Genomic DNA, 26,895 nt, shown 5'->3' with positions numbered 1-26,895 from the left:
GGAGGTGATCGGCACGAACGGAACATAAATGTAAGCGCATACTTTTTTCTTTCAACATGCGGCCAAGAAGGCGAGATTATGTATGCAATGTACAGAAGGAAAGCATTTGATATCGGGAGGTTGGATAATGAAATCCAGAAGGTTGATGAATACAATCAAGCCTGCTGTAATGAGCTTACTCGCATGGATGCTGATATGGACACAGCTGATCATCGTGCCTGACCCGGGCTTTGCGGAACAATCCCATACCGATCCGCACCCAGCCACTCAGATTGGAGATTGGCAGCAAATGGATGGCGATCCGGCGACGGGGGAACCCGTTGGTGATAATCCGGACACAGGGCAGCCTGGTTCAGGTCATGAGGAGGTGCCTGGAGATGGCTCAGGTAATGAAGGCACTCCCGGCAGTGGATCCGGAGAAGGTAAAGCTCCTGCATCCGGGGATGCCGTAATCGCGGTGGAGCCTGGCAATCTGGCGGCGGGCAAGAATATGACAGCCAGCTCCTATAACCAGACTTATGTTGCCGGGAATGCCAATGACTCTAACCAGGCTACCTACTGGGAAAGCCACAACAATGCCTTTCCACAGTGGCTTCAGGTGGATCTGGGCAGCTCCTACAATGTCAACAAAGTGATATTGAAGCTGCCCGCGAGCGGGTGGGAGACGAGATTCCAGACCTTGACCGTACAGGGCAGCAGCAACGGCTCGACGTTCATTAACCTGGCTTCATCCGCTGCCTATACATTTAATCCGGCAGACGGCAATAAGGTTACGATCAATCTGACGGCACAATCGGCGCGATATGTGCGGCTGCTCTTCACGGCCAATACAGCATGGCCTGCCGGTCAGATTTCCGAGTTCGAAGTATACGGCCAGGCTCCAACCGGGGATACAGAGGCTCCGGCTGCCCCGGGTAACCTCGCTTATACTGAGCCTGCTTCTGGTCAGATTAAGCTGACTTGGTCGGCATCAGCCGACAATGTCGGTGTATCGGGGTACGATGTTTATGCCAATCATGCGGTGAGGGCAAGTGTAGCCGGCAATGTGCTGACGTATACGGATAATCAGCCTGCTGCTGCCACTGTCAGTTACTATGTGAAGGCCAAAGATGCTGCCGGTAATGTATCTGCCGCTAGCAACACGGTGACCCGCACGGGCAGTGGCAGCGGAGGCACCGGAACCAATCTCGCACTGAACAAACCGATCACAGCTTCATCGAACGAGTACATTTATGCCGCTTCCAATGCCAATGATGGCAGCTTGAGCACGTATTGGGAAGGCGGGGCCAACAGCTATCCCCATACGCTGACCATCGACTTAGGCTCAAATTCGGACATCTCCTCGGTCGTACTGAAACTGAATCCGGATAGCCAGTGGGGAACGCGGACACAGACTATTCAGGTGCTGGGTCATGATCAGAACAGTACCACCTTCACGAATCTGGTATCCGCTGCGCAGTATACCTTTAACCCGGCTTTGGGAAATACCGTGACCATTCCGGTTGCTGCGAAGGTTAGCGCCGTACAGCTGAGAATCACCGCAAATACCGGTTCGTCTGGAGGGCAAATTGCCGAATTTCAGGTCATCGGCACGCCTGCTTCCAATCCGGATTTGACGATTACGGGAATGTCTTGGTCACCGGTGAACCCCGTGGAAACCGACAGCATTGTAGTAACGGCAGTAGTGAAGAATATCGGAACTTTGTCTTCCGGGGCGACAACCGTTAATTTCTACCACGGCAATACCAAGCTCGGTACTTCGAATGTGGCAGAATTGGCAGCCGGTGCTTCGGCTAATGTGACATTGAATCTTGGTGCCCAGGAGGCTGGTACGTATCAGCTCACAGCCAAGGTGGATGAGAACAATGCCGTTATTGAGCAGAACGAAGCCAACAACAGCTACATGCATCCGACATCCATGGTCATCAGCCCTGTTCAAAGCTCCGACCTGGTGGCAACGACGAACTGGTCACCGGGCAATCCAGCTGCCGGAAACAGCGTGAATTTCACCGTTACGGTGAAGAACCAGGGTACGGCCGCATCCGCTGGAGGAGCCCACAACATTAAGGTGACCTTGAGCGATGCGAATACGAACAATATCATTCAGACCTTTACAGGCACAGTGAATGGCGCCATCGCCAGCGGGGCTTCGGCTCAGCCGGTGAACGTCGGCAGTTGGACGTCTGCCAACGGCAAGTATAACGTGAAGACCGAGGTGGCCGTGGATGCCAATGAGCTGCCGGTGAAGCAAGGTAACAACATCTCAACAAGCCCGTTATTTATCGGGCGGGGCGCGAATATGCCGTACGACATGTATGAGGCTGAGGATGCCGTCGTTGGCGGCGGAGCGGCTGTTGTCGGGCCGAACCGCAACATCGGGGATATTGCCGGAGAAGCATCCGGCCGGAAGGCGGTCACACTCAATTCAACAGGCAGCTTCGTAGAGTTCACGACGAAAGCCAGCGCGAATAGTCTGGTTACGCGCTTCTCGATTCCGGATGCGCCTGGCGGCGGAGGGATCGATGCCACGCTGAACATCTATGTGAATGGCGTCTTTACGAAGGCAATCAATCTCACTTCCAAATATGCATGGCTGTATGGCGATGAGGCCAATCCAAGAAATAGCCCATCTGAGGGAGCACCTCGTCATATATATGACGAGGCCAACATCATGTTTGACACCACCATCCCGAAGGGAAGCAAAATCCGCCTGCAGAAGGATGCAGCCAACACCAGCCAGTACGCCATTGATTTTATCAACCTGGAACAGGTGTCGTTTATTCCGAATCCGGACCCGGCTAAATATGTCGTTCCGGCAGGTTTTACACATCAGGACGTGCAGAACGCCTTGGATAAATTCCGCATGGATACGACGGGGAATTTGGTCGGCGTCTATCTCCCGGCTGGAACCTATCAGACTTCGAATAAGCTCCAGGTTTACGGCAAGCCCGTGAAGATCGTCGGTGCGGGTCCATGGTTTACGCGTTTTACTGCCCCATCGTCACAGAACAATACCGATATCGGATTTTCCATCAATTCAACGGCGAACGGCTCTACCTTCGCGAACTTTGCATACTTTGGCAATTACACCTCGCGGATCGACGGACCGGGTAAAGTGTTCGATTTCTCGAATGTCGCGAACATTACGATCGATAACATCTGGGTGGAGCACCAAGTGTGCATGTATTGGGGAGCCAACACGGATTACATGAAAATTACCAATTCCCGGATCCGCAACGTGTTTGCTGACGGGATCAACATGACCAATGGCAGCACGAATAATCTCGTAAGCAACATTGAGGCACGGGCAACGGGTGATGACAGCTTTGCTCTGTTCTCCGCGATTGATGCGGGAGGGGCAGACGAGAAGGATAACGTCTACGAGAATCTGACTTCGCTGCTGACCTGGCGTGCGGCGGGCCTTGCGGTATATGGAGGATACGGCAATACGTTCCGTAATATCTACATTGCGGATACGCTCTGTTATTCCGGCGTTACGATCAGCTCGCTGGATTTCGGATACCCGATGAACGGCTTCGGAGCATCGCCGCCGACCCAATTCGAGAATATCTCGATTGTCCGTGCTGGCGGCCATTTCTGGGACCAGCAGACCTTCCCGGCGATGTGGCTGTTCTCAGCCTCGAAGGTGTTCCAAGGCATTCGGGTAACGGATGTGGACATTATCGATCCGACTTATCACGGCATTATGTTCCAGACCAATTATGTTGGCGGGCAGCCGCAGAATCCGGTCAAGGATACGATCTTTACGAACATTACGATCACAGGGGCCAAAAAGAGCGGCGACGCATTTGACGCCAAATCAGGCGTAGGGATCTGGGCTAACGAAATGCCGGAACCGAACCAAGGTCCGGCCGTTGGCAGCGTGACCTTTAATAACCTGAAGATCACCGATACCGTAACGCCGATCAAGAATAACACATCGACGTTTACGATTAATGTGAATCCTTAATACTCAAGCTGTGAAGCAAGATCAGCGCGGCTTGCAGAACAAGCAGCTAAGCTACGTGCAGAGCAGACCCGAATGGTGCATTTGAAGCATGGAACCGTAGGCCGTCCGAACTTTTCAGGCGGCCTGATGCACCGTAACTGCGGACGGGTGAAACATGATCACACCTTTTTACTCTCGTAAATCTCCAACAAGAGCATGCTCTATTGGGGTGTAGCGGTGTCATAGTATCGTCGTTCGCGCCATGATATTTGTTACATTGAGTTGATATTCTTTTAAATTCGACAAAATAATACAAATTTCGCTATAGACTATGGCTAAATCATTCCTCTATGATAGATATTAAATAGTTTGGCGAGCTATCCTGAAAGCGCTATCCCAACCTCTTCGCTGAACCGAATGATCCTAAGTCTAGGGGGAATCCAACAAACCAGGGATATAGCAGAATCTGTTGTTAACTGAATAGTAAGCGTATACATGATATATCGAAGCCTTGATGAGTGCCGTTAACACAGATTTTACATATCGTTAATACTGTCATGATCTTATCGCTTTATCATAAGAGTGTTCGGTAGAAGGGGGACACGCACTTATGGCAGATCAAAGGACACGGCGTCTTCCCGTAATCGCTTCGATTACCAAGCTGGAACAGATCGATGCAGCTGTGAACAGCACGGTGGAGCGTGTGAACCTGATGACAGGCGATATCATAAAACTCAGGGATATCGTTAATCGACTTCACTCCTCAGGCAAAAAAGTGTTTGTTCATCTGGAGATGGTAAGCGGCATTGGCCGGGATAATTCGGCTGTGCAGTATTTGGCGGATTCGTACAAGATCGACGGGATTATTACGACGAAGACGAATACGGTATTGGCTTCGCGCCAAGCGGGCATTAGCTCGATACAGCGAGTGTTTGCCATTGATACGACAGCTTTAAGAACCGCAGTGAAAATGATCGGACAAGCCCGTCCGGATGAGGTGGAATTAATGCCGGGACTCATACCCCGCGTGATCCGCGACCTGAAGAAGGAAATTCACTGTCCGCTTATTGTGGGAGGTTTTTTACGAAGCGAGGAAGAAATCGATGAGGCGCTGGCAAATGGTGCAGACCTCGTATCTACAGGAGATACGCGTTTTTGGACGTAAGATTCCCTGTACGGCTGATGGATTAACTATAATTACATATTTGCTAGGGGTGGAGACGATGAGATAACCCGAGTAGCAGCTACTTTAGCTTTTATAGGAGGTGGTGGCTCTTAGGTTGCGCTCTTTTGACGTCTCTATTTTTTGTGCGCTTTTTAAGGGGTAGACGGGTTGATTGGATGGGGGAATCCCCCCATCTTAGGATCCGCGTGCCGTTGAACCGGCCATTTGATGAAGTGGATAGACAGCAGTGATGAAGATGAATGATGAATAGATTCGAGAGGGGACAACAGATCATCTATGAAAAAGAAATCATGGTTGTTAATGTTACTGACCATATTTATGGTTATTACCACGGCTTGCGGAGGCGGCGGTGGAAGTGAAAGTGCCGGAGGAGAGGTTTCGCTCGACGATGTGGAAGCTGCTTCGATGGATATGAAGAATGATACAACGCCTGTCAAAATCCAGTACTGGCATGCCCATGCGGATGCTCAACTGGAAGGCTTGAACTACATGATCGCAGAGTTCCAGAAGAAGTACCCACATATTACGGTAGAACCGGTGTTCCAAGGCGGCTATCCTGATCTTCACAAAAAATTATCGGCTGCAGTAGCAGCGAACGACGTACCGGCCGTTACTAATGTTGAGGTATCTTCACTCGCTAACTTTGCGGATAGCGGCGTTTTTGCCGATCTGGGTCCGTGGATTAAGCGCGACGAAGTGAAGATGGACGATTTCGCTCAAGGTATGCTGAACGCTTATGCATACAACGGGAAACAATTCGGATTTCCTCTGATCGTCAGCACCAGCGTATTCGTCTACAACAAAACGATGCTGGACGAGCTGGGCGTAGAGCCTCCTGCGAAATGGGATGAGATCGAGGATTTCAATGCGAAAGTAACGAAAAAGGAAGGCGACAAAACGACGCGTTATGCTTTCTCTGTTCCAGGCTGGGACACATGGTACTATGACCCGTGGAACATTAACGGCGGTGGACAAATTCTGACGGAGGACCTGAGTGCCTCGGCTGTCGAGAATGAGGATTCTCTCCGTTACCTCCAGAATTTCTACAAGTGGCAAAATGACGGCAGCATGCATATGGGCTTCGGTAAAGGGGCCTCCGATAATATGCGTCAAATGTTCCTGAACGGTGAAATCGCGATGGTACAGCATACTTCCGCGATGCTGAAAATGTACCGCGAGAATGCGAACTTCGAGGTTGGCGTATCCTTCATCCCTGGTGATAAAGTACGGACCTCCAACATCGGCGGCGCGGGGATCGTCATGATGGACGGTGCCGAGGATCTGGAGAAGGAAGCGGCTTGGAAATTCATCGAGTTCATGACTTCGGCGGAGCAAAACATTAAGTGGGCTGAATCCGTTGGATACCTGCCGACAAGAAAATCCGCAATCGAGTCTGAGGAAGGCGATCAATATTTCGAAAGATGGCCGCAATACAGAGCGGTATACGAGCACTTTGACGAAGTGACACCGCGCATGCAGCACCCGGCTTACCCTGAATTCAGCGAAGTTTACAAAGAAGTCGTAGGGGAAATGGTGCTGAACAAAAAAGATCCGACACCACTTATGCAGGATGCAGCCAAGAAGATCAACGATATTCTGGCTGACTATGAGTGATGCCTATGGAGACCAATAAACATATGACAAAGGCGGCGTCCAATCGGGCGACCGCTTCGGTCTCTAAACGGATCTCCCATACGTTGATCGAGAAGTGGAAGGACTTCTCGTTCGCGGTCCCGGCGTTGTTATTCATGGGCGTGTTCCTGTATTATCCTCTGGGTTATTCCGTGTACATCAGCTTTACGAACTGGAATATGACGCGGCCCATGAAGAAGTTCGTGGGCGTCGATAACTATACGCGCTTGCTGTCAAACCCGGATTTCTATCACTCCTTGAAGGTCACGTTCTTGTACACTGTTATGGACGTAGTGTTCACGCTTGTCATCGGGCTGCTGCTGGCGCTGCTGCTCAACGTGTCATCCTCACGGTTGTTCGGTTTCATGCGTGGCGTTATTTTCATGCCGTATTATGTCTCGATGGTTGTTGCCGCCATGGTATTTACCTGGATTTACAACGGGCAATATGGGCTGCTGAATTCCATTGTCTCCTGGTTCGGCATGGATCCGGTCGAATGGCTGACCAACCCTTCGACGGCATTGCCGGCGCTGGTTGCCGTTTCGATCTGGAAGGGCGTCGGCTTTGCGATGATTCTCTTTATTGCGGGCATGCGCGGGATTCCGGCCGAGTATTATGAGGCGGCTTCGATTGATGGAGCCAGCAAGTTCCGGCAGTTCCGCAACATTACGCTGCCGCTCTTGTCGCCTATGACACTGTTTCTTGTCATCACCAGCTTTATCTCCTCTATGCAGGTGTTCCAGTCGATCGATGTTATGACGGACGGCGGTCCGCTCAAGGCAACAAACGCGATTGTGTACTGGATCTATACGATGGCCTTTGATGAATTCAAAACAGGAAGAGCCTCGGCGCTTGTCATGATTCTGTTTGTAATCATATTGCTGTTAACATTGGTACAATGGGTGGTCAGCAGGAAGAAGGTGCACTATGAAGGATAATTATATGGCTGGGTCCGCCAAGTACCGAAAGACCATGGTGGCGCTCCGTATCATCGGAGCTGTGATCGTGACGCTCGTCATGTTCTTTCCGGTATATTGGCTGCTGATCAGCGCGCTCAAGACACAGTCTGAGATGCGGATGGCCGTACCTACATTCTGGCCGGAAACCTTTGCCTGGCAGAACTTTGCCGAAGCCTTCCGTGTTATCCCGTATGCACGATTTTTTGGCAATACGCTGCTCATGGCGATCGGAACGATTATTCTGCAGCTGAACGTGGCGCTTATGGCGGCGTATGCATTTGCGAAGGGGAGATTCTGGGGACGGGACGCTCTATTCTTGCTCGTTCTCGCCGCATTGATCGTGCCGGAGCAGGTTATTTTCGTTCCGGTATACGTCATGATGTCCAAGCTGGATTGGCTGAATACATTCTGGGCGCTCATCGTGCCTCACGGGGCTTCCGCCTACGCGATATTCCTGCTCAGGCAGGCGTTCAAATCGATTAACAACGACGTGCTGGAAGCGGCACGCGTGGATGGAGCCGGTCGTTTCTCCATACTGTACAAGCTTTTATTCCCGATGGCGATGCCGACGATCGTTACCATGGGCGTGTTGATCTTCATCTCGTCCTGGAACTCGTATTTCTGGCCGCTAATCATGACTAATAACAACGACATGCGCGTGCTAACGGTAGGTATTGCGATGCTGAGGGACTCCATTGCCGGAAATGAAGCCATGTTCTTCAATGTCATTATGGCGTCCAGCGTTATGGCGATTATCCCGATCGTGCTGGTCTTTACGGTCATGCAGAAGCATATCGTGGCCGCGATGGCGAATTCGACGTTTAAATAACCACATAACCGGATGAAGCAGGTATTCTAGACGGTATGGAAACGGTGGTCAAGGATACACCGCCATGCCGTCTCTCTGTTTTCTCCCGAAGGTTATGATCTGCTGCAGACAGCAGGGATCGGAAGGTTCATGGCGAACAGTCCTATAGAGCTTCAAATGGTATCCCGATTACGTAACTCAGTCCGTTAACGTACGGTACTGGCCGTGATCGAGGCCATCAATCGACTTAAATATGGAGGGAATGGCACATGGAAGTACGGGGATTGGCTCATAGAGGATATCCGCTGAAATACCCGGAGAACACGATGCTGGGCTTTGGGAAAGCGCTGGAGCTTGGCTTCTCGCACCTGGAACTGGATGTCCAGTTGACGAAGGACGGCGTGCCTGTTGTGATCCATGATCCAACGGTAAACCGGACGACCAACGGAACAGGGGCAATCAATGCCTTCACGCTGGAGGAAATACGCAAGCTGGATGCAGGTTCAGGAGAGGTCATTCCCACGCTGGAGGAAGCTCTGCGCTTTGCCAAGGATCGGATGATCGTTGACATTGAGCTGAAGCAGATGGGGGATACCTATCCCGGCCTGGAACAAAAGGTTATTGACGTGATCAAGGATACAGGCATGGAGAAGCAGGTATTCCTCACTTCCTTCGATCATTATTCCATTGAACGAGCACGTTCCCTGGACCCTGAAATCGAGCTGGGCCTGGTGATATATGGAGCTACGCCATCGGTATTCCCTTACCTGGAGGAGATCGGCGCTCGTTATGTGTCCGTTAAATATGTGTACGTGACCCCTTCATTTATGGAGGAAGCGCGCAAGCGGGGGGTTCAGCTCATTGTCTGGACGCCGGATGATGAGGCTGTACTGGCATCTCTTGCCCAATACCCTGAGCTCTTGATCGTTACGAACAATCTGGAGGGCTGGGCCAGAGTATACAAGGAGAAGATTGCGCTGAACGCGTAACGGCTCACGGAGCCGACGTGCGTAAATACTAATATCGAAGGATCTGTCCTAGGTTGCGGCGTAGGGCGGATCCTTTTTTTGTGAAGAAGATAACAGCCCGTAATTCTATGTGTGTCCACTGCATGACCCAGCGGATTCGTACCATGGACGGCATCCATTTTTCTTTTATTGAAAATTCAATGAAAATTTTCAGTTGACCTGCGGACAATTGTCCGTTACAATAAAAAACGCATTACCGGACAATTGTCCGTGTATACAGAGATAAGGGAGGATAAGCTCTTGGATATGGGAGTGGGGCCAAGTTCGGCCAAGATTGATTTAAGCAAAATAAAGAGAGGGCCGATTGTTGCCGCGCTGATTATTGGCGCGTTCGTTTCCATCTTGAATGAGACACTGCTGAACATCGCTTTCCCAAGCTTGATGGAGCAGTTTGGTATTGGAGAGTCTACGGTACAGTGGCTTTCAACATCCTATATGCTGGTTGTCGGTATTCTGGTGCCAGTCACGGCGCTGCTGCAGCTGTGGTTCACGACAAGACAGATGTTTATAGGCGCCATGACGCTATTTCTTATAGGTACGATTATTTGCGGCTTTTCACCGGTATTTGGGGTGCTGCTGGTAGGGCGTATCCTGCAAGCGGTCGGAACGGGGCTTATGCTGCCAGTTCTGATGAACACGATACTTAGTATTTATCCGCCTCAGAATCGCGGAGCTGCCATGGGGATGATCGGTCTTGTCATCATGACTGCCCCGGCGATCGGACCGACGCTGTCCGGCTTGATCGTGGACGCGCTGAACTGGCGCTGGTTGTTCTATCTGGTCATTCCGCTTGCTGCGTTCTCCATTGCATTTGCAGCGGTTTTCCTTAAGAACGTATCGATACTGACCAAGCCGAAGGTTGATTATATCTCGATTATTCTGTCTACTATCGGTTTTGGGGGTATCGTATATGGATTCAGCAGTGCCGGAGAAGGCACTTGGTCTGATCCGAAGGTAGTATGGTGCATTACGGCAGGGGCTATCAGCTTGCTGCTCTTCGTATGGCGCCAACTGAAGATGAAGGAACCGATGCTGGATCTGCGTACCTTCAAATTTCCGATGTTCTCGCTCGTAACTGTGCTGATGCTGGTGCTGATGATGAGCATGTTCTCCACCATGATCATGCTGCCATTGTTCCTGCAGAACGCACTGGGCTTAACTGCGCTTGCAGCTGGCCTTGTCATGATGCCAGGCGGTATCATCAACGGATTGATGGCGCCGATTACAGGAAAGCTATTCGATAAATTCGGACCGAGAGTTCTGATTATCCCAGGTCTTGCTCTCTTGAGCGTCGCCATTTTCCTGTTCTCGCGCATCGACTCTTCATGGACCGGTGGTTATGTCATCTTCCTTCATGTTATGATGATGATAGGGATTTCGATGGTTATGATGCCGGCCCAGACTACAGCGTTGAATCAGCTGCCGCGCTTGCTGTATCCGCATGGAACAGCCATCATGAATACACTGCAGCAGGTAGCAGGAGCCGTAGGTATGGCGCTCTTTATCAGCATCATGACAGCAGGTGCTAAAAATTACGTTGAAACAACCGGGGATCTCAATCCGGTAGAGAGCATGGTTGCCGGTCTTCATAATGCTTTTGTAATCGGACTTGTTCTTGCAATCATCGCTTTAGTACTGGGCTTATTTGTTAAACGTACAACTTCACCCGTTGAAGAAGAACAGTCTGCTGCATAAGGTTCCCGTGTGTTCAAATTAGAAAGGGATGCGTGCATTGCCGAAAGAGTATGACGAGTTGGGTCAAAAGATTTTGGATACGGCTCAGGCTTTATTTAATAAATACGGAGTCGAGGACGTCTCCATGCATCAAGTGGCGAAAACAGCCGGGATCGGGCAAGGCACCTTGTACCGCCGTTACCCCAGCAAGAGCAAGATCTGCTTCACGTTGATGGAAGCCAAGATCGATCGGTTTATGGAGGGGCTGGACGTTTACCTTCAGAGCAGCGAAGGTGAACCGGTGGCTCATCGGCTGCGGACGGTGATGACAAAGGTCATTCTGCATTTCAATGAAGATTTGGAGTGGCTAAGGGTGATGCTGACCTCTGACCGTCTGGAGGAAACCAAGAACATTATGTGCGAGAACCCGCCCTTCACGTTTTTACGGTTTCAGATTAAGCGCCTGCTGGAGCGTGCGGCGGAGCAGGGAGTACTGATGCCGCTTGACCCTCAGTTTACCTCTGTGATGCTCGCATCTCTGCCGCGCGCGGATATCATTCTCTACATGCGTGATATGGGATACAGCGCGGAGCAGATTGCGGAGGAATATTGCAGAAGCTTTGTTGACCCGCTATTTATCCATCGCTAAGTCAGATAAAGAGGCCGTTTCGGAAGACTTGATAAGTCTATCCCGGAACGGCCTTTCTGCGTACGATCTTCCACATTCGCTTATCATTTCATTGCAACATTTGGCAAATACGCCCGTCAGTATAGTAGTACATGATAATTTAAGGCACCTAGAAAGGATGATGAGCATGAATAAACAATGGAAGAAGCAAGCGGCGACATTGATGGTTGCGGCCATCGCTGTCTCTGGTGGCGCAGCGGCTTATGCAGCACCCCAGGCTGGAGGCAACCAGGAACAACAACCGGTCGTGATATCGGCTGCAATTGATTATGGGGTTCTGGTTAACGGTAAGAAAGTGGCCGGCGCCGGTTATATGAACGCCGATGCGAAGCAGGTCATGATCCCGCTGCGGAGCGTATCCGAGGCGCTCGGATTTGAACTGGGCTGGAATCAAGAGGACCGCTCCGCGGAGCTAACTAAACCGGGCTCCCCGATCTGGACCCTCGTGCAAACGGGTAAAGACCAGTATGCGGTTAACAAAATGTACAAGTCTCTCGGCGCTGCGCCTGTAAATGTGAAGGGCACGCTCTATGTTCCGGCTAATTTCTTCAGCGAAGTGCTCCAAGCTAACGTATCGGTTGATGGCACGAAGGTGAGCATCTCGTCCGAAGAAGATGTTAAGAAGGAAACCGTGAGTGGTACAATCAGTGAAATTATTAATAATGAAGATCGTAAAGCCGTTCACATTAACGGCACGGGAACCGAAGGAATTGTTCTGAACGTGGATGAGAACACCGTCATCCGCGATGCGGAAGGCAAGAAGATCGAGCTTAAGGATCTTGCAAAAGACATGAAGATTGAAGCGGTTCACAGCATGGCGATGACCATGAGCCTGCCTCCTCAGACCTATGCATTTGAAATCAGCGTTAAGTCGGACAAGGAAGAGACGGACCAGCTCGCTACAGCTGGTGTCATCACGGATATCAATGCCGATGGCGGTAACCTGCGTGTTACGATCAAGGGAAAAGGACTAACGGAACAATCGCCGAGCGAAGTGATCCTGAATCTGACACCCGAGACGGTCGTCGTGAATAAAGACGGTAAAACCTTGAAAGCTACTGAATTGACCGACGATGCGGAGATTATCGGTTATTACAGCCCCGTGCTGACCAAGAGCCTGCCTCCGATCGGCAATGCCATTAAAATCGTTCTTCAATAAGTCACGAACACAACAAGCCTGGCGGTAGCGCCAGGCTTGTTGTGGATCATTAATGATACAGGGGAGGGATCGGGATCTCCTTATCGTAGACGGTGATGTTTAAACGCTTCTGTTCATCGAGTGAAGCAAAGAACACCTGATCGAGCGGGATTCCCCGCTCATCCAGCTGAGTCTCCAGCCATTTCCCGGTAAGGTTTAATTTTTGGAGGGTGATCGTCTGAATGCGTCCTTCTTTGACGACGGCGTAAGACAGCCCGGAATTCGGACGTTTTAACTTCAGGTCCTCCAGCGTGACGGCGGTCTTCTCCATCTTTTTCAGTATGGATAAGACGCCACTAGGCTCCAATACCGCCATATCGACTTCAGCTATGTCAAATATCTGCTCCTCGCGCAGCATTTGCAAAATGTTATCGATGGAGTATCGGGCTTTTTTCAAATTCGGATAAATGAACTGCCCGTCTTTAACGACAATCATCGGTTCGAACGTAATCCACTTGCCGATGCGCCGGCTCTTCACATGAAGGACAGAGGCTATCTTCTGTAACACGCCGATGGCGACGATCGCGAAGGCGGTATGGATATGTTCGATTTTTGGATCTGCGATGTCTGCTCCGATCACGGAACCGAGCGACAGGATGATGATGTAGTCAAACACGGGAAGCTCGCCGATGGAGCGGCGGCCCATGAATAAGGTAACGCCCAAGAGCAGCAGGTAGATGGTATAAATTCTTCCAAGCACTAACAGAAGATCTTTGAGGAGTTCCATGGCACAGACCCTTTCTGAAAATTTTATGGTCTTATTTAGAAGGGTTGGCCGATGCCATGAAAAATATGTATGCTCATCCAATTCTATGATCCCATCGTGGCTATTGTCCGGTTCCGTAGGCGTAATCAACTTAGCCTTCGCATAGGCAGGTATATTCGTGCCATCCGCAGAATACTGTACAACAAAATCGTCCATGACGGATGGAGGGAAACGGATGAAGCGCAGTTGGGTGAATTCGCCGTATTCATTTTCGCTTGGCATGTTTGCCATGATGGTCCCGAGCCAGGCGTTCAGCTCCTTTTACATCTTTTTCTACGTGGATACATTGGGTCTAGGCATTGGGCTTGCATCCTTGGCACGAACCGTATTTCTGATCTGGGATGCGGTTAATAATCCGCTCATGGGGTATTGGTCCGATCGAACCAATACCCGGCTGGGACGGCGCAGGCCGTGGGTGTTCGGCGCCATTCCGCTGTTCATGCTGACCTTCGTGCTCGTGTTCTCGCCGCCGGAAGGGTTGTCGCAGAACGGACTATTTATGTGGTTTTTGGTTGCCCTTATCTTGTACGAAGCTGTTGCAACCGTATTATGGGTCAATTATGGAGCGCTGTTCCCCGAGCTGTTCCGCGGAGACCGCATCCGGGCGAAGGCCTCGGCCATTCAGCAGGGCTACCAGGTCGTGGCTCTATTGATCGGCACCGCGCTTACCCCGATCATTTATGATGCCATGGGGTTCTCGAATATGGCGATTCTGTACGCGCTGCTGTTCGGCGTGTTTATGTTCCTCTGCATGATGAGCGTCCGGGAGCGGGAGGCGTACAGCGCAAGCGAGCCGCTCAAGCTCGTCCAGGCGTTCCGCGAAACCTTGCGCAACAAGAAGTTTTGGGTGTTTAACATCTCCAACTCCTTTGCCCAGACGGTGAATGGACTGATAAGCTCGACGATCCCATTTTATGCAAAATACGTGCTCAGCATCCCGGACAATCAAGTATCCATTCTGCTGGCAGCCGTGTTTGTATCGGTCATTCCGCTGGTATTCGTCTGGTATTGGATGATCCGAAGAATGGATGGTGTGAGAGCATGGCGGTTGTCGCTCGGCGTGTATGGCCTTTCGGTCATTCCGCTCTGGTTTGGTTACGATCTGATCAGCGGGATTCTGGCAGGCATCGGCGTTGGGTTCGGTCTGGCGGGATTTCTGGTAACGCCGGCCATGGTTAGCGGCAACATCATCGACGAGGATGCGGAGCGGACGGGGCTGCGCAGAGAGGGGATCTATACGGCTGTCAGCGGATTTATTACGCGTTCCAGCGGATTGATCTCTGCCCTGGCATTTTTTGTGGTAGGCATGATATTCGGATATGAAAGCGGTGACAATCCGGGAAGTGATCCGGAATCGACCTTCAGGTATTTGATCAGTGTCGTTCCATTGTGCTTGCTGGCTATTTCCTTTCTGTTATCGTTTGCAACCAAAATCGAATTTTCAAAAACTATAGGAGGCGGACACGACCATGGAGCGAAGACTGATCATCAACTGTGACGATTTCGGGCAAAGCAAGGCCATGAATGAGGCGATTCGCCATCTGCTGGAGGAGAACAAAGTCTCCTCGGCAACCATCATGACCGTGGCTCCCGGCTTTGAAGAGGCGGCCTCCTGGGCCGCACGCCGACGCCAATCCAATGTGGGGCTGCATCTGACCTTGACGAGCGAATTTGAGGCTCTGCGATGGCGCAGCTTGACGGGGCATTCCTCCCTTCATGACGCCAGCGGTCATCAATATCGGACCGTTCCGGAGTTTGAACGGGGGGCAGAGACAGGTGCCGTGTTAAAAGAGCTGGAGGCGCAGTACCGGCTTGCGAGCAAGGCCGGCATTCGGATCAGTCATGTGGATAATCATATGGGCAGCCTGTACGGGATGGAAACGGGGCGAAGCCTCATTCCGCAGATGCTGTGGAAGACTTCGCGTTGGCGCCTCCCCGCACGATTGTTCCGCTATATCTACCCGGAGGATCCGCTGCTCAGCTCGCTGGCGAATATCGAGCGTCCGGTTGCGCTCGCCTCAGGCCTTGCTGATACGTTTGGCGTGCCAATCCCGGATTATCTGCTCTCGCATCCGTTTCCTGTTGTCGATGGAGAGACCTACGAAAGCTTCAAGCAATCGCTCATCGATAAGCTGTACAGACTTCCTGAAGGAGTCAGCGAAACCTATGTCCATCCAGGAGCGGAAGATGAATGGATGCTGGCGAATATCCCGAATTGGGAGAAGCGGGTGTGGGAGTATCGGCTGCTGTTCGATGACGATTTTGCCTACGGACTCCGGGATGCCAAAGTGATCCTGACGGATTACCGCTATGTGGAAGAGCACTTAAAGCGGCCCCGCGTGCGCTCGGCTGTTAAGCTGATGAAGGTCATGACGAAAAAATCGTGATATAGGCCTATACAGAAGAACAACCCTTGCCGCGGCACCGGCAAGGGTTGTTTGTGCTTTAAGTAGGATCGGCTTGCGCCGACATATGCTGCTCCGTATAACCTTACTTCGCTTCAGCTTCCAGCTTGGCGATCTGTTCCTTGTATTGGTCCAGCAATTTCGTCAGTGCCTTTTTGATAGAGTCGGAGTCCTTGGAATCCACGGCTTTGAAAAGGTCGATTCTGGCATGGATGAACGCCAGATCCTCATCACTGATCTTCACTTCCAAACTTTCTGCATCACTGATCTTCACTGCCTTCAAACTGGCTGTCTCGCCATGGATCACGTCGTGTTTCCCGTCGCCGGCGTCGGTTTTCACGGCTTCCGTTACTTTGATAGCTGTACCTTCCAGAGGGGCAAGCTCCTTGATCGCTTTGAATTCCTTGATATCCCCGCTGTCCATGACTCCCTTGATATCTGCAGCCGGAGTAGCCATCACGGCAATTGCAATTCCGAATTCGCCATCTCCCGTAACCGGCTGTGCATCTCCGTTATTTGCATTGACAGCAGCAGCCTCCGAGAACAAGAAGGTTCCCTCGGCTCCGACAAGCTTGCCGTACTTCTCCAGCGTTTCCTTCCAGTCCTGAACCGTTTCCGGGGCGTATTTCTCAGCCACTTCCAACGGATTCGGCATAACGGAAATCGTTGCCGTGGTGGCAACGGGGGCGCTTTTACCTGTTTGGTTCGGTGCATCGCTTGGGGTCTCGGCACCCGAGGCATGGACTGGAAGAGCTGCTGTTCCAAGAAGGGCAGCGGATAGGGCGAGCTTGCCAAATAGTTTGTGTTTCATCGTATAACACTCCTTATCGGTTTGGTTTGTCTTACAGTACCCAGTGTACGAGTCAGCATTGGCAGAACATTGGTGTATTTGTGGAAAAACAATGGCATTCCCCATTCGCTTCGTGCCGCTTGGTATACTGAGAGGAGATTAAGCTCGGAGGTACTTATATGAACCAATCCTATCTCATCGCCGTTGTGGATGATGATCAGCATATTCGAAATTTGGTGGAAGCTTATTTGCGTAAGGAAGGCTACCGGACGGTGGGCCTTGGCACGGCGGAGGAAGGCTGGGAGATGTGGAGAACGAACCCGCCGGATATGTGGGTGCTAGATATTATGCTGCCCGGCATGGACGGCTTCGAATTGTGCCGGCGGATCCGAGCGGAAGCCGAGGTCCCGATCATCATGATCTCTGCCAAGGACAGCGAAGTGGATAAAATATTGGGGCTTGAGCTGGGAAGCGATGACTACATGGTCAAGCCGTTCAGCCCCCGCGAGTTGGTTGCCCGAATCAAACGGCAGCTAAACCGATGGTACAAATTCAATCATGTGGAGAGTCCCCCTCGGCTTGCGGCGGCTTCCCCGGAGCTTAGCAATGGGCGGCTTCAGTTAATGCTGGAGGAGCGGCGCGTGTTCTGGAACGGGGGAGAAGTGGATATGACCAACAAAGAATTCGAGATGCTGAAAGTGTTTGCCGAGCATCCGAACCGTGCGTTTACCAGAGACGAACTGCTGACCTCCGTATGGGGGGACGACTATTTTGGAAGCGACCGCGCGGTCGACCATCTCATCAAACGGCTGCGCAAGAAAGTGGAGCAGCTGCCGATTGAGGCGATATGGGGACATGGATACCGAATGAGAACGGATGGGGAGGAAACGTTGATATGAAGCTGGTGCATCAGATCAATCTTGCTTTTGCTTTATCGTTAATACTCGTGCTTTCCGTTACGGCTGTCGTCATTCATTACGTGCTGCTGGATCACTTTATCGGTACGCAGCGCAAGGACATGCAGTCCATCGGTGCCGAACTATCGGCAAAGCTGGAGACGGCCGCTGCACAGAGTCTTCCAATCGATAGCACGCCGATCGCTGTCAGTGGCTATGCTGCTTCCCGGATTGCGGATGTGGAAGTCATTATTCAAGATGCACAAGGAAATGTGGTAGCTCCGATGTCAGCTGTTCCTACTTATCCGTATAGTGAGGTTGCGCAGGTCCTGCCGGACTATCCGATGACATCCTTCCAATCTGCCATCAAGAATGATACGTATCTCACAGAGGTTACGGCAGTTCCCCAAGGAACGGTAACGCTGATTACTCCAATCAGCAAGATCAAGGCTATTGAGCAGGCGCTGATGGGGCGTTTGATGCTCGTATTTGCTGTGGGGGGCGTAATTATGGTTATCTTAAGCTTGTTCATCACCAAGAGATTGATTAAGCCGCTCATGCTGCTGCGGGAGGAATTGAAGAAGGTGAAAGAGCGCCAGTTCTCCGAAGTTCAGCGGGTGCCGGCAAGCGGAGAAATCGGCATAGTGGCAGAGTCTGTGTACGAAATGGCGGGTGAACTGGAGCGGTACAATCATGTGCAGAAGCAATTCTTCCAGAACGCATCCCACGAGCTGAAGTCGCCGCTCATGTCCATCTCCGGATATGCGGAGGGAATTCGGGACGGAGTATTCGAAGGGGAAGAGATCCGCAAAGGGCTGGATATCATTATGAGTGAGAGCAGCCGCATGAAGAATATCGTAACGGAGATGACGCTGCTCGCGAAGCTGGACAGCGAGGATGATATATTTAAGGCAACGGCGGTTAATTTGAAGGAGCTCGTGGAGGAAACGATCGAAAGAGTCAATCCGGTCTTGGTGAAAAAAGGATTGTTCGTGCATCCTGCCTACGGCGATAACGAATCGTTAATGGTGTATGCTGACCGGGATAAGCTGCTGCAGGCGCTCCTGAACATCGTATCGAATGGAGCAAGGCACGCGAGCAAGCATATATACATTCAAGCCGGTATCCAAAATGGCCGGGTATTACTCACCGTTTCCGATGATGGTGAAGGCATATCCGAGGAGCTTCTTCCGTATTTGTTCCACCGGTTTGTGAAGGGCAAGAACGGGGAGTCCGGTCTGGGTCTGGCTATTGCCCGCGCCATTGTGGAACGCTGCGGAGGTCTGATCACGGCAGGGAATCGCACAGAGGGTGGGGCCGTCATCTCGGTAGGATTCCCTCCGTATAGGAAGACCAGCATAGTCTAATTCATGTGTGCCCCAATCAATATTCACGAATGAAAGCTCACGATGGGGTAAGAGGGACTTTTTTGGGTATTTATACTTAAATAAAGTCTCTTTTTTTGCGTATTCGCACATATCATTCAATATTCTCTAACAAAACGCGTAAGCTATAGAGGATTTCAAGTTAGAAGGCAGAATTCTGTATATATCCGGGCAAGCTGGATGATAACAGGTGACAAGCAAGATACAAAATAATCAAAAGGCGATGGTGATGTTGTCCATGGATATGCAGTATCGAATTGAAAAAGATTTTCTGGGGGAAAAACAGCTTCCTGTGGAAGCCTATTACGGCATTAATACGGTTAGGGCGGTAGAGAACTTTCCGATTAGCGGGGTACCCATTCATGCAGAATTGATTTCTGCACTGGGCGAGGTTAAGAAAGCCGCAGCCCTGGCGAACATGGAGCTTGGCCTGCTGCCGAAAAAGATAGGCAGTGCCATTATAGAGGCGGCAGACGAGATCATCGCGGGCAATCTCCGTTCCGAATTCATTGTCGATTCCATCCAGGGCGGTGCAGGCACTTCGATCAATATGAATATGAATGAGGTCTTGGCGAACCGCGCGTTGGAAATTTTGGGAAAACAGAAGGCTGAGTATTTCTACTGCAATCCTAATAATCATGTCAATATGTCGCAATCCACGAACGATGCCATCCCGACGGCGATCCGTATTGCGTCTTACCGTCTGACGCAGAATCTGCTTGAGGTGTTCCGAACCTTGGTTGCCGGCATTCAGGAGAAGGCCAAGGAATTTGACGATGTCATCAAGATGGGGCGCACGCATCTCCAGGATGCGGTACCGATTCGACTCGGACAAGAGTTCGGGGCTTATGCCAATGTTTTGACGCGTGACATCAATCGGATCGAGCGGGCGGCGCAAGGTTTGTTAGTCGTTAATATGGGGGCGACGGCCGTAGGTACGGGGCTTAATGCAACACCTGACTATATGCACAGCGTTGTCCAGCATTTGATTGAGCAGACAGGCTTCTCCTTGAAGCAAGCCGAGGATTTGGTCGATGCCACCCAGAACACCGATGCGTATATGGAATTGTCGGCTGCGCTCAAAGTGTGTGCCGTGAACTTCTCGAAAATGTGCAACGATATCCGCTTGATGGCTTCCGGCCCGAGAGCGGGCTTGAACGAATTGAACGTGCCGGCAAGACAACCGGGTTCGTCGATTATGCCGGGCAAGGTCAATCCGGTGATGGCCGAGGTCATGAACCAGGTGTCGTTTCAAGTTATCGGCAATGACCATACGATCAGTTTGGCATGCGAAGCCGGACAATTCGAGCTTAACGTCATGGTTCCGGTTGCGGCGAACAACTTGATGCATTCGCTCAAAATTCTGAAGAACGGCATGGATGTGTTCTACAAGAATCTGATGGTCGATCTTACAGCGAATAAGGAACGCTGCAAATACTTCGTGGATAACAGCTACGGCATTATTACGGCATTGAACCCGCATCTGGGTTATGACGTAGCTTCCAGACTCGTGAAGGAAGCGCAGAAGACAGGCCAGAGCATCAGGGAGATTATTCTGGAGCAGGGTCTTTTGACAGAGGAACAGATCCAGGTCATCCTGGACCCTTACCATATGACATCTCCAGGCATTGCCGGAGAAGAGTTCCTGCTAAACCAATAAGGTGTATCGTTGTTTTATCGATATAAAGAGCCGACCAAGATGTAGATCTTGGTCGGCTTTTTTTCGCTGTCGGTTATCTCGGGTTGATGACATAGATAAAGCTTGTGAAACCGTTTGAGTCCAGTGTGAAGATATGACGCAGCAGGGGCAAAGATATGATTGGTATTATGGATTGTTAAGTGCAGCTATAAGGGAGGAGATGACGTTTTTCTCGGGCTCCCCCAGCCCCTTATTCGTTTGCCATTGTTCGAGCTCTTGTTTCACCTGTGAAACATCTTGGTAACCAAGATGGTAAGCAATACTCGAAATGACGCTTTGCCTGTTAGCATCGTCACTCAAATCAGCAAGTGCTTGAACTACGCCTTCCGTGTCTTTGGTAAACAATTCTCCTGCGATGGCGGCATATTGCTCGGCAGAGGCGCCGTCGAGATTTGTTGTTGCCAGGAACAGGCTTCTGTGATGCTCGGGTTTGATAAGGGAGCGGTGGGTATACAGCAGCTCAAGAGTCGCCAATGTTTTGCCATTACTCAGGCGGTTATATTCTGTCCAGTCTATGCCTTCCAATTGAGCAAGCATGTTCTTGACTTTATCCTCGCTACTCATCTCCTCCGCTTTATATAATGAAAATACGTTCTCCGCCGTACTGTTATAGTCAATCACTGCAGTAGTCGCAGGTTCAGATGATGAAGTCGGCGTTTCAGCTTGATTGCTCGAGCAGGCTGTTCCAAGAAATAGAACGGCTATGAGGAACAGGTACGCAATATTGGGTTTGAACATGGATTCTCATCTCCTTTACATCCTAAACGGATATTTCCTGTAAAGAGTTACATAACCAGGAGAAGAATAAAAGAATATGCTTCCAAAGTTCTGCTTATCCCGTATATTTTCATAAATGTTAAGATGAACGCTGCCATGTTCACATTCTATTAAGTTTACCAGCAGACTCCATCTGCCGATAAAAGTGATAGAATAAACGTTAGGTTACATTAAAGTGGCAGTATGATAAAAAGGGGTATGTGATTTTGGATAATCAATGTGGTGAAATAACTGATCAGGAAATCATTCAGCAAACGAAGCAGCAGTGTATAGACAAGGGGATGAACCCGGAGCTTGTTCCAACACATACGAATCGATTGAATGATGAGGTATTGGCCGCAAGGCGTGCAAAATATAAAGAGTACATTGAAGTGATCCAAGTTTTCGTGAATAAGTTCCTTTCCTCCGGATCAGGAAATCCTGTCGTGATTACCATTACGGATAACGAGGGATTCATTCTTGATATGGAAGGGGATCCGACCATTATAGAAACAGCCCGGTATTTGGGTATTGCCGAGGGCAACGGCTATTGCCAAGAAGACGGTCCAAGCTCGATTGATCTGTGTCTCCGGTATGAGCGGCCGTTTACGTTGATAGGAGAGGACCATTTTCATCACATTCTTCACCGCATGGCATGTTATTCGGCTCCCTTCCATGGCGAGGATGGCAAGTTGATCCTAGGAACGATTTCTTTAATGACGCACAGAGAGTTTGTTCACCCGCATTTGCATGCTTTGCTGTGCACGATGGCCGATTCCCTGGAACGGGAGATGGTTACCCGCAAACAGAACACGCAGCTGCAGACCTTGAATCAGGTGCTCCTCGGGACGAATCATTATGGCGTAATCATTACCGATGCAAAGGGTCAGATTCTGGAGATGAACGAAACCAGCTTAAGCCTGCTGTGCCCGGACGGCAGCGACCGAAACCGAACCCGATATGTGGGTCGATCGGTATTCGGAATTAAGCCGATTGGCGAGTTTTATGAGCGGGTGATACACCGGCAGCAAATCTGCATCGGAGAAGAGCTTTCGCTTGAGATTTCTGGAAACATGAATCACTATATACTTGATGTTCAACCTGCTTATGACCGTGAGGGACAGCTCATGCGGGTGGTAGGTTTTCTTCGTGATATTACAGAGCTGAAGCGGACGGAGGAAGTGCTGCGGAATACGGAAAAGCTGGTATTTGCCGGTCAGGTTGCCGTAAGCATCGCTCATGAAGTGCGCAATCCTCTCACCACAGTGAAGGGAATGCTCCAGTTAGCGAATAAGGACGCCTGCCTTCGGCACTATGACCTGATTATGTCCGAGCTGGAGCGGGCTAATCTGATGGTAGGGGAATTTATGATTCTGGGAAAGCCCCAGGCTGCGGTTTTTAAGCTAGAGGACTGCGGTGAAATTCTGACAGAGGTGCTCCACTTGTTTGCCATTCAGGCGGAGCTTAGCGGGATCGACATGACCCAATGCATCGGGCAGCATGCAACGATTCTATGTGACCGGAATCAGATTAAGCAGGTATTTCTTAATATTCTGAAGAATGCGATGGAAGCCTTGCCGCATGGCGGAAACATTCACATTCATCTGGATGTGCAGGAAGGATATCAACGCGTGATTTTTACGGATAACGGCTCCGGCATGACGGATGACGTGCTTCAGCGGATTGGGGAGCCTTTTCATACGACCAAGCCGGACGGCAATGGCCTTGGTATTATGATCGTCCACCGGATCATGGAGAGCCACAATGGCCGGATCGTCATCCGGAGCGAGGAAGAGCGGGGAACATCGGTCGAAATAAGTCTGCCGATCTCGTAATATGTCGATACTTAGATAGGTATATCTTGTTGTGATATTGTGCTAAATTATTTAGAGGGTTTTTATAGCCACACTACGAGATTAACATCTAAAGGAGGACTTATTTTTTGGATTGGCAGGACATCCTATTTAAATTTGTCGGCGGCTTGGGCATTTTTCTGTTTGGCATCAAGTATATGTCGGACGGTCTGCAGAAGTCAGCAGGAGACAAAATGCGCGGGTTGCTGGAGAGATACACATCCAACCCGGTACTGGGCGTGTTGGTCGGTGTCGGGGTCACGATACTGATTCAATCCTCATCGGGAACGACCGTGATGGCGATCGGACTGGTTAATGCGGGGCTGATGACACTAAGACAAGCCATAGGCGTCATTATGGGGGCCAATATCGGCACGACGATGACTGCATTTATCGTGGGGATTAAAATCGAAGAATATGCACTGCCCATTATTGCGGTAGGGGCGTTCTTTTTATTTTTCTTTAACAAGAAAAGATTCCAATATATCGGCCAGGTGGTCTTTGGCTTTGGTACCCTTTTTCTGGGGTTATCCACCATGGGCAGCGGCGTGAAGCCGCTCAGTGAGCTTCCAGCCTTTACTGACTTTATGATCCAGTTGAAGGATCAGCCTCTCCTGGCGCTCGTTGTAGGTACTATATTCACGATGGTTGTCCAGAGCTCAAGTGCTACCATCGGCATATTGCAGACCATTGCAGACGAAGGAATGATCAACCTGAAAGGTTCGTTACCGATCTTGTTTGGCGATAACATCGGGACAACCATTACCGCAGTGCTCGCCTCGATCGGCGCAACGGTCGCTGCGAAGCGCACGGCTCTGGTTCACGTTATCTTTAACGTCATCGGTGCCATTATCTTTATGATTCTGTTGATTCCCGTGCATTCCCTTGTGTTATGGCTGGGCGAAGGCGTCAATATCCGTATGCAGATTGCGTACGCTCACGGCATCTTCAATACAACCAATGCCCTGATCTTCCTGCCATTAATTCCGGCTTTGGCATGGATCGTAACCAAGGTTATTCCTGGCAAGATGCAGGAGTTTGAATTTAAGGCGATTTATCTGGATGAACGTTTGCTGGCCACACCGGCGGTTGCTTTTGGACAAGCACAGCATGAAATCTTGCGCATGGGGCAGTATGCCCGGGAGACTCTCAATGATGCGTCTACTTTCTTTTTCAGCAGGGAATCCCGGGTGGGGGAACTCGCCCTGCAGAAGGAAGAGCTTATCAACGAATTGAATCGAAAAATCACGGATTATATGGTGAAAATCCAGCAGCAGAACGGGTTGCCGGAAGGCGAGTCTGAAAAAGCCTCCGGTTGGTTCCAACTGGTGAACGATATTGAGCGGATCGGCGATCACGCGGAAAATATCGTGGAGCTATCCGAATTCAGCATCAATAAAAAGGTTGAGTTCTCAGAGGAAGCCGGGCGCGAGTTGAAGGAAATGCTGTCCCTAGCCGACAAGGCGGTGGAACGGGCGCTGGCTGCGTTAGAGCATAATGACGTGGCCGCAGCTCAAGAGGTGCTGGACTATGAGCGGCAATTGGACGAGATGGAGGTCAGGTTCCGCAAGAGTCATATCCAGCGGTTGAACCAGAATCTGTGCACAGGAAACTCCGGAGCGGTCTATCTGGATATTCTGAGCAATTTGGAACGTGTCGGAGACCACAGTAAGAATATTGCTCAATTCGTCATGCACGAGGAGTAGGCTTAACAGAAATGGACTCCATAGAAACAGCGCTGGCCAGGCCAGTCCCTTGAACCTTTAGGGACAGGCGCGGCAGCGCTGTTTTTGTACGATGGATTGCTCAATCATTATTCCCAGTAACGGGACATGATGTCCGTAGCCCATTCGGGCTGCTTGGTCTTTGTCTTCGGCAAAAATTCCTCCATGACAGGCTTGATATCAACGACGGGAGTCCCGTCTATGGCATCCAGCCCTTTCACGAAAACGGACCTGCCCTCTCTGCTTACCAACTCCACCATGGTGGCTCCTAGCTTGTTGGGGCGGTTTTTGCCCCGCTGGGCGAAGATACCGACCTTGGGAAAGCTCGGATTATTTCGCGGATGTCTCGCCGCGTACTGGATGTTGTCGTCCTGGACGAGATGGAATACATAGATGATTTCAAGGTGGCTGAACGTTTCAATCCCATCCAGGGAGCATTCATCCCATTCTTTGCCCAGCTTGATCTCTGAGATAACATCCCCCCAGTAATCATCCTGAATCGCCTTTCTTTCGTTATGGATCGTTCCGATCGCCTGTATCGTATACATGCTGTTTCCTCCTTCAGGTTTATCGTTCCTTTATATAAACTTCTGGTGTTTTACCGATCACCGCTTTAAAATCCCGGATAAAATGCGACTGGTCATAATAACCCATATCCATGGCCAGCTCCAGCACATCCTGATGATCAAGGCCTTCAAGCACCTCGGCGACATTCTGCAGTCGGTACAGGCGAATCACCCATTTAGGGTTTACCCCGACATATTGCTTGAACAGGCGCTGAAGTGATCTCGGGCTCATCTGGAACCATTCGCAAACCTGCTCGACCCGAATGATGTCCCGGTTGTGATGAATCCGATCAATGATGGTATGAATCCGTTCGATCTGTTCGTCTTCTTCGGGGAGAACGCGGCGAATAAGCTCCTCCATGTACCTAACCTTTTGCTCCGGTTCCTCTGCGGTCAATAGCTGCTGCTCCAGCGTATGGGGCTCGATTTGGAGAACCTCCATGGTCCCTATGGAGGAATCCGTCAGACGGTCCATGGACGTGTTCACGAACGGATAGAATCCGCCGGGTCTGAACTTGATTCCGAATACTTGTCCAATGCCCTCCAGATGGTGGGAATGCCTGGTGCTGGATACGCCATAAAAAGCGGTTCGATGGGGCTGAACAACCAAGTTGGCGCAAGGATTAGGAACAACATCCTGCAGATAAGGCTCCTGATCGGTTAAATCCCAATGAATGATCCAGTAATGCTTGATGAAATAGGAAAGGTCCTTGGATGGGGGAACTCGCAGGAGCTGGAACTTCTCTCCGGCTCTGTTCATGTTCAAAATGCCGAGGCTGGACTGATGAGGATGCTGAATCATGGATACATAAACACCTCCGATAATCCGTAACAGGCCAGGATCGATGGACCACTTGCCCTCACACGGGACTTGTGCTTGAAGTGATTCTACAGGTTGCAGCCTGTCGCATTTTTACAATACTTGGATCGCAG

At 50.6% G+C, this 26,895-nt stretch carries 21 protein-coding genes; 16 read left to right on the top strand and 5 right to left on the bottom strand.

Going from position 1 to position 26,895, the window contains the following annotated elements; translation table 11 throughout:
• The first annotated feature begins 127 nt into the window (after positions 1-127).
• From ACOZB4_RS21295 to ACOZB4_RS21255, 9 genes are all read left to right on the top strand, one after another.
• Complete coding sequence (locus ACOZB4_RS21295) at positions 128-3,970, top strand: discoidin domain-containing protein (RefSeq protein ID WP_379414713.1); 3,843 nt, start codon at positions 128-130, stop codon at positions 3,968-3,970.
• Positions 3,971-4,559: 589 nt separating this feature from the next.
• On the top strand, positions 4,560-5,114 hold the full coding sequence (locus tag ACOZB4_RS21290) for a glycerol-3-phosphate responsive antiterminator (protein WP_076322389.1): 555 nt from the start codon (positions 4,560-4,562) through the stop codon (positions 5,112-5,114).
• Positions 5,115-5,411: 297 nt separating this feature from the next.
• Complete coding sequence (locus ACOZB4_RS21285; protein ID WP_076322388.1) at positions 5,412-6,749, top strand: ABC transporter substrate-binding protein; 1,338 nt, start codon at positions 5,412-5,414, stop codon at positions 6,747-6,749.
• Positions 6,749-7,705 carry a carbohydrate ABC transporter permease gene (locus ACOZB4_RS21280; RefSeq protein WP_379414709.1) on the top strand — a complete coding sequence of 319 codons (957 nt, stop codon included), beginning with the start codon at positions 6,749-6,751 and terminating at the stop codon, positions 7,703-7,705. The genes ACOZB4_RS21285 and ACOZB4_RS21280 overlap by 1 nt, the downstream gene beginning before the upstream one ends.
• Positions 7,695-8,555, top strand: a complete 861-nt coding sequence (locus tag ACOZB4_RS21275; protein WP_379414706.1) for a carbohydrate ABC transporter permease — start codon at positions 7,695-7,697, stop codon at positions 8,553-8,555. Before ACOZB4_RS21280 ends, ACOZB4_RS21275 begins: the two co-directional genes overlap by 11 nt.
• Before the next feature lie 248 nt (positions 8,556-8,803).
• On the top strand, positions 8,804-9,523 hold the full coding sequence (locus tag ACOZB4_RS21270; protein WP_379414703.1) for a glycerophosphodiester phosphodiesterase: 720 nt from the start codon (positions 8,804-8,806) through the stop codon (positions 9,521-9,523).
• Between the two features lie 285 nt (positions 9,524-9,808).
• Entirely contained in the window at positions 9,809-11,257 is a 1,449-nt protein-coding gene (locus ACOZB4_RS21265; RefSeq protein ID WP_372238799.1) for an MDR family MFS transporter, read from the top strand.
• A gap of 28 nt (positions 11,258-11,285) precedes the next feature.
• Positions 11,286-11,885 carry a TetR/AcrR family transcriptional regulator gene (locus tag ACOZB4_RS21260; RefSeq protein WP_379414701.1) on the top strand — a complete coding sequence of 200 codons (600 nt, stop codon included), beginning with the start codon at positions 11,286-11,288 and terminating at the stop codon, positions 11,883-11,885.
• 166 nt (positions 11,886-12,051) lie between these two features.
• Positions 12,052-13,083, top strand: coding sequence for a copper amine oxidase N-terminal domain-containing protein (locus ACOZB4_RS21255; protein WP_379414698.1), 1,032 nt, complete (start codon positions 12,052-12,054; stop codon positions 13,081-13,083).
• A gap of 49 nt (positions 13,084-13,132) precedes the next feature.
• Here the strand turns inward: ACOZB4_RS21255 and ACOZB4_RS21250 are convergent, their stop codons facing one another.
• On the bottom strand, positions 13,133-13,849 hold the full coding sequence (locus ACOZB4_RS21250; protein ID WP_379414782.1) for a DUF421 domain-containing protein: 717 nt from the start codon (positions 13,847-13,849) through the stop codon (positions 13,133-13,135).
• Positions 13,850-14,063: 214 nt separating this feature from the next.
• Here ACOZB4_RS21250 and ACOZB4_RS21245 point away from each other — a divergent pair, with 214 nt between their 5' ends.
• Both ACOZB4_RS21245 and ACOZB4_RS21240 read left to right on the top strand, forming a co-directional pair.
• Positions 14,064-15,386 (top strand): MFS transporter, encoded by a 1,323-nt coding sequence (locus ACOZB4_RS21245; protein ID WP_379414696.1) that lies wholly within the window; start codon positions 14,064-14,066, stop codon positions 15,384-15,386.
• A complete protein-coding gene (locus tag ACOZB4_RS21240; protein ID WP_379414693.1) occupies positions 15,358-16,275 on the top strand; it encodes a polysaccharide deacetylase family protein in 918 nt (305 codons plus the stop codon). Before ACOZB4_RS21245 ends, ACOZB4_RS21240 begins: the two co-directional genes overlap by 29 nt.
• 103 nt (positions 16,276-16,378) lie before the next feature.
• On the opposite strand, the gene ACOZB4_RS21235 is transcribed toward ACOZB4_RS21240, so the two are convergent.
• Entirely contained in the window at positions 16,379-17,104 is a 726-nt protein-coding gene (locus ACOZB4_RS21235) for a hypothetical protein (protein ID WP_379414691.1), read from the bottom strand.
• Positions 17,105-17,262: 158 nt separating this feature from the next.
• Here ACOZB4_RS21235 and ACOZB4_RS21230 point away from each other — a divergent pair, with 158 nt between their 5' ends.
• The 3 genes from ACOZB4_RS21230 (at position 17,263) to aspA (ending at position 21,024) form a co-directional block, all read left to right on the top strand.
• Positions 17,263-17,982: a response regulator transcription factor gene (locus ACOZB4_RS21230; RefSeq protein ID WP_379414689.1), complete on the top strand. Its 720-nt coding sequence runs from the start codon at positions 17,263-17,265 to the stop codon at positions 17,980-17,982.
• On the top strand, positions 17,979-19,346 hold the full coding sequence (locus ACOZB4_RS21225) for a sensor histidine kinase (protein ID WP_379414780.1): 1,368 nt from the start codon (positions 17,979-17,981) through the stop codon (positions 19,344-19,346). Before ACOZB4_RS21230 ends, ACOZB4_RS21225 begins: the two co-directional genes overlap by 4 nt.
• Before the next feature lie 247 nt (positions 19,347-19,593).
• The gene (aspA, locus tag ACOZB4_RS21220) at positions 19,594-21,024 is read left to right on the top strand and encodes an aspartate ammonia-lyase (protein ID WP_379414777.1); all 1,431 of its coding nucleotides are present in this window, start codon (positions 19,594-19,596) and stop codon (positions 21,022-21,024) included.
• A gap of 165 nt (positions 21,025-21,189) precedes the next feature.
• On the opposite strand, the gene ACOZB4_RS21215 is transcribed toward aspA, so the two are convergent.
• Entirely contained in the window at positions 21,190-21,801 is a 612-nt protein-coding gene (locus ACOZB4_RS21215) for a hypothetical protein (RefSeq protein WP_379414687.1), read from the bottom strand.
• A 239-nt stretch (positions 21,802-22,040) separates the two neighbouring features.
• Between ACOZB4_RS21215 and ACOZB4_RS21210 the strand changes: the two genes are divergently transcribed.
• Positions 22,041-23,654 carry an ATP-binding protein gene (locus ACOZB4_RS21210; RefSeq protein WP_379414684.1) on the top strand — a complete coding sequence of 538 codons (1,614 nt, stop codon included), beginning with the start codon at positions 22,041-22,043 and terminating at the stop codon, positions 23,652-23,654.
• A 107-nt stretch (positions 23,655-23,761) separates the two neighbouring features.
• Positions 23,762-25,378: a Na/Pi cotransporter family protein gene (locus ACOZB4_RS21205; protein ID WP_422759635.1), complete on the top strand. Its 1,617-nt coding sequence runs from the start codon at positions 23,762-23,764 to the stop codon at positions 25,376-25,378.
• 107 nt (positions 25,379-25,485) lie between these two features.
• On the opposite strand, the gene ACOZB4_RS21200 is transcribed toward ACOZB4_RS21205, so the two are convergent.
• Positions 25,486-25,944 carry an SAM-dependent methyltransferase gene (locus ACOZB4_RS21200; RefSeq protein WP_379414680.1) on the bottom strand — a complete coding sequence of 153 codons (459 nt, stop codon included), beginning with the start codon at positions 25,942-25,944 and terminating at the stop codon, positions 25,486-25,488.
• A 19-nt stretch (positions 25,945-25,963) separates the two neighbouring features.
• Positions 25,964-26,764 carry a DUF6597 domain-containing transcriptional factor gene (locus ACOZB4_RS21195; RefSeq protein ID WP_379414677.1) on the bottom strand — a complete coding sequence of 267 codons (801 nt, stop codon included), beginning with the start codon at positions 26,762-26,764 and terminating at the stop codon, positions 25,964-25,966.
• Positions 26,765-26,895 lie beyond the last annotated feature (131 nt).

It is taken from the genome of Paenibacillus sp. NPDC058898 (assembly GCF_049316025.1).
Taxonomy (GTDB): domain Bacteria; phylum Bacillota; class Bacilli; order Paenibacillales; family Paenibacillaceae; genus Paenibacillus_AQ.
Note: the sequence above shows the minus strand (reverse complement) of the source record. Positions and strands in the feature narration are given on the sequence as shown.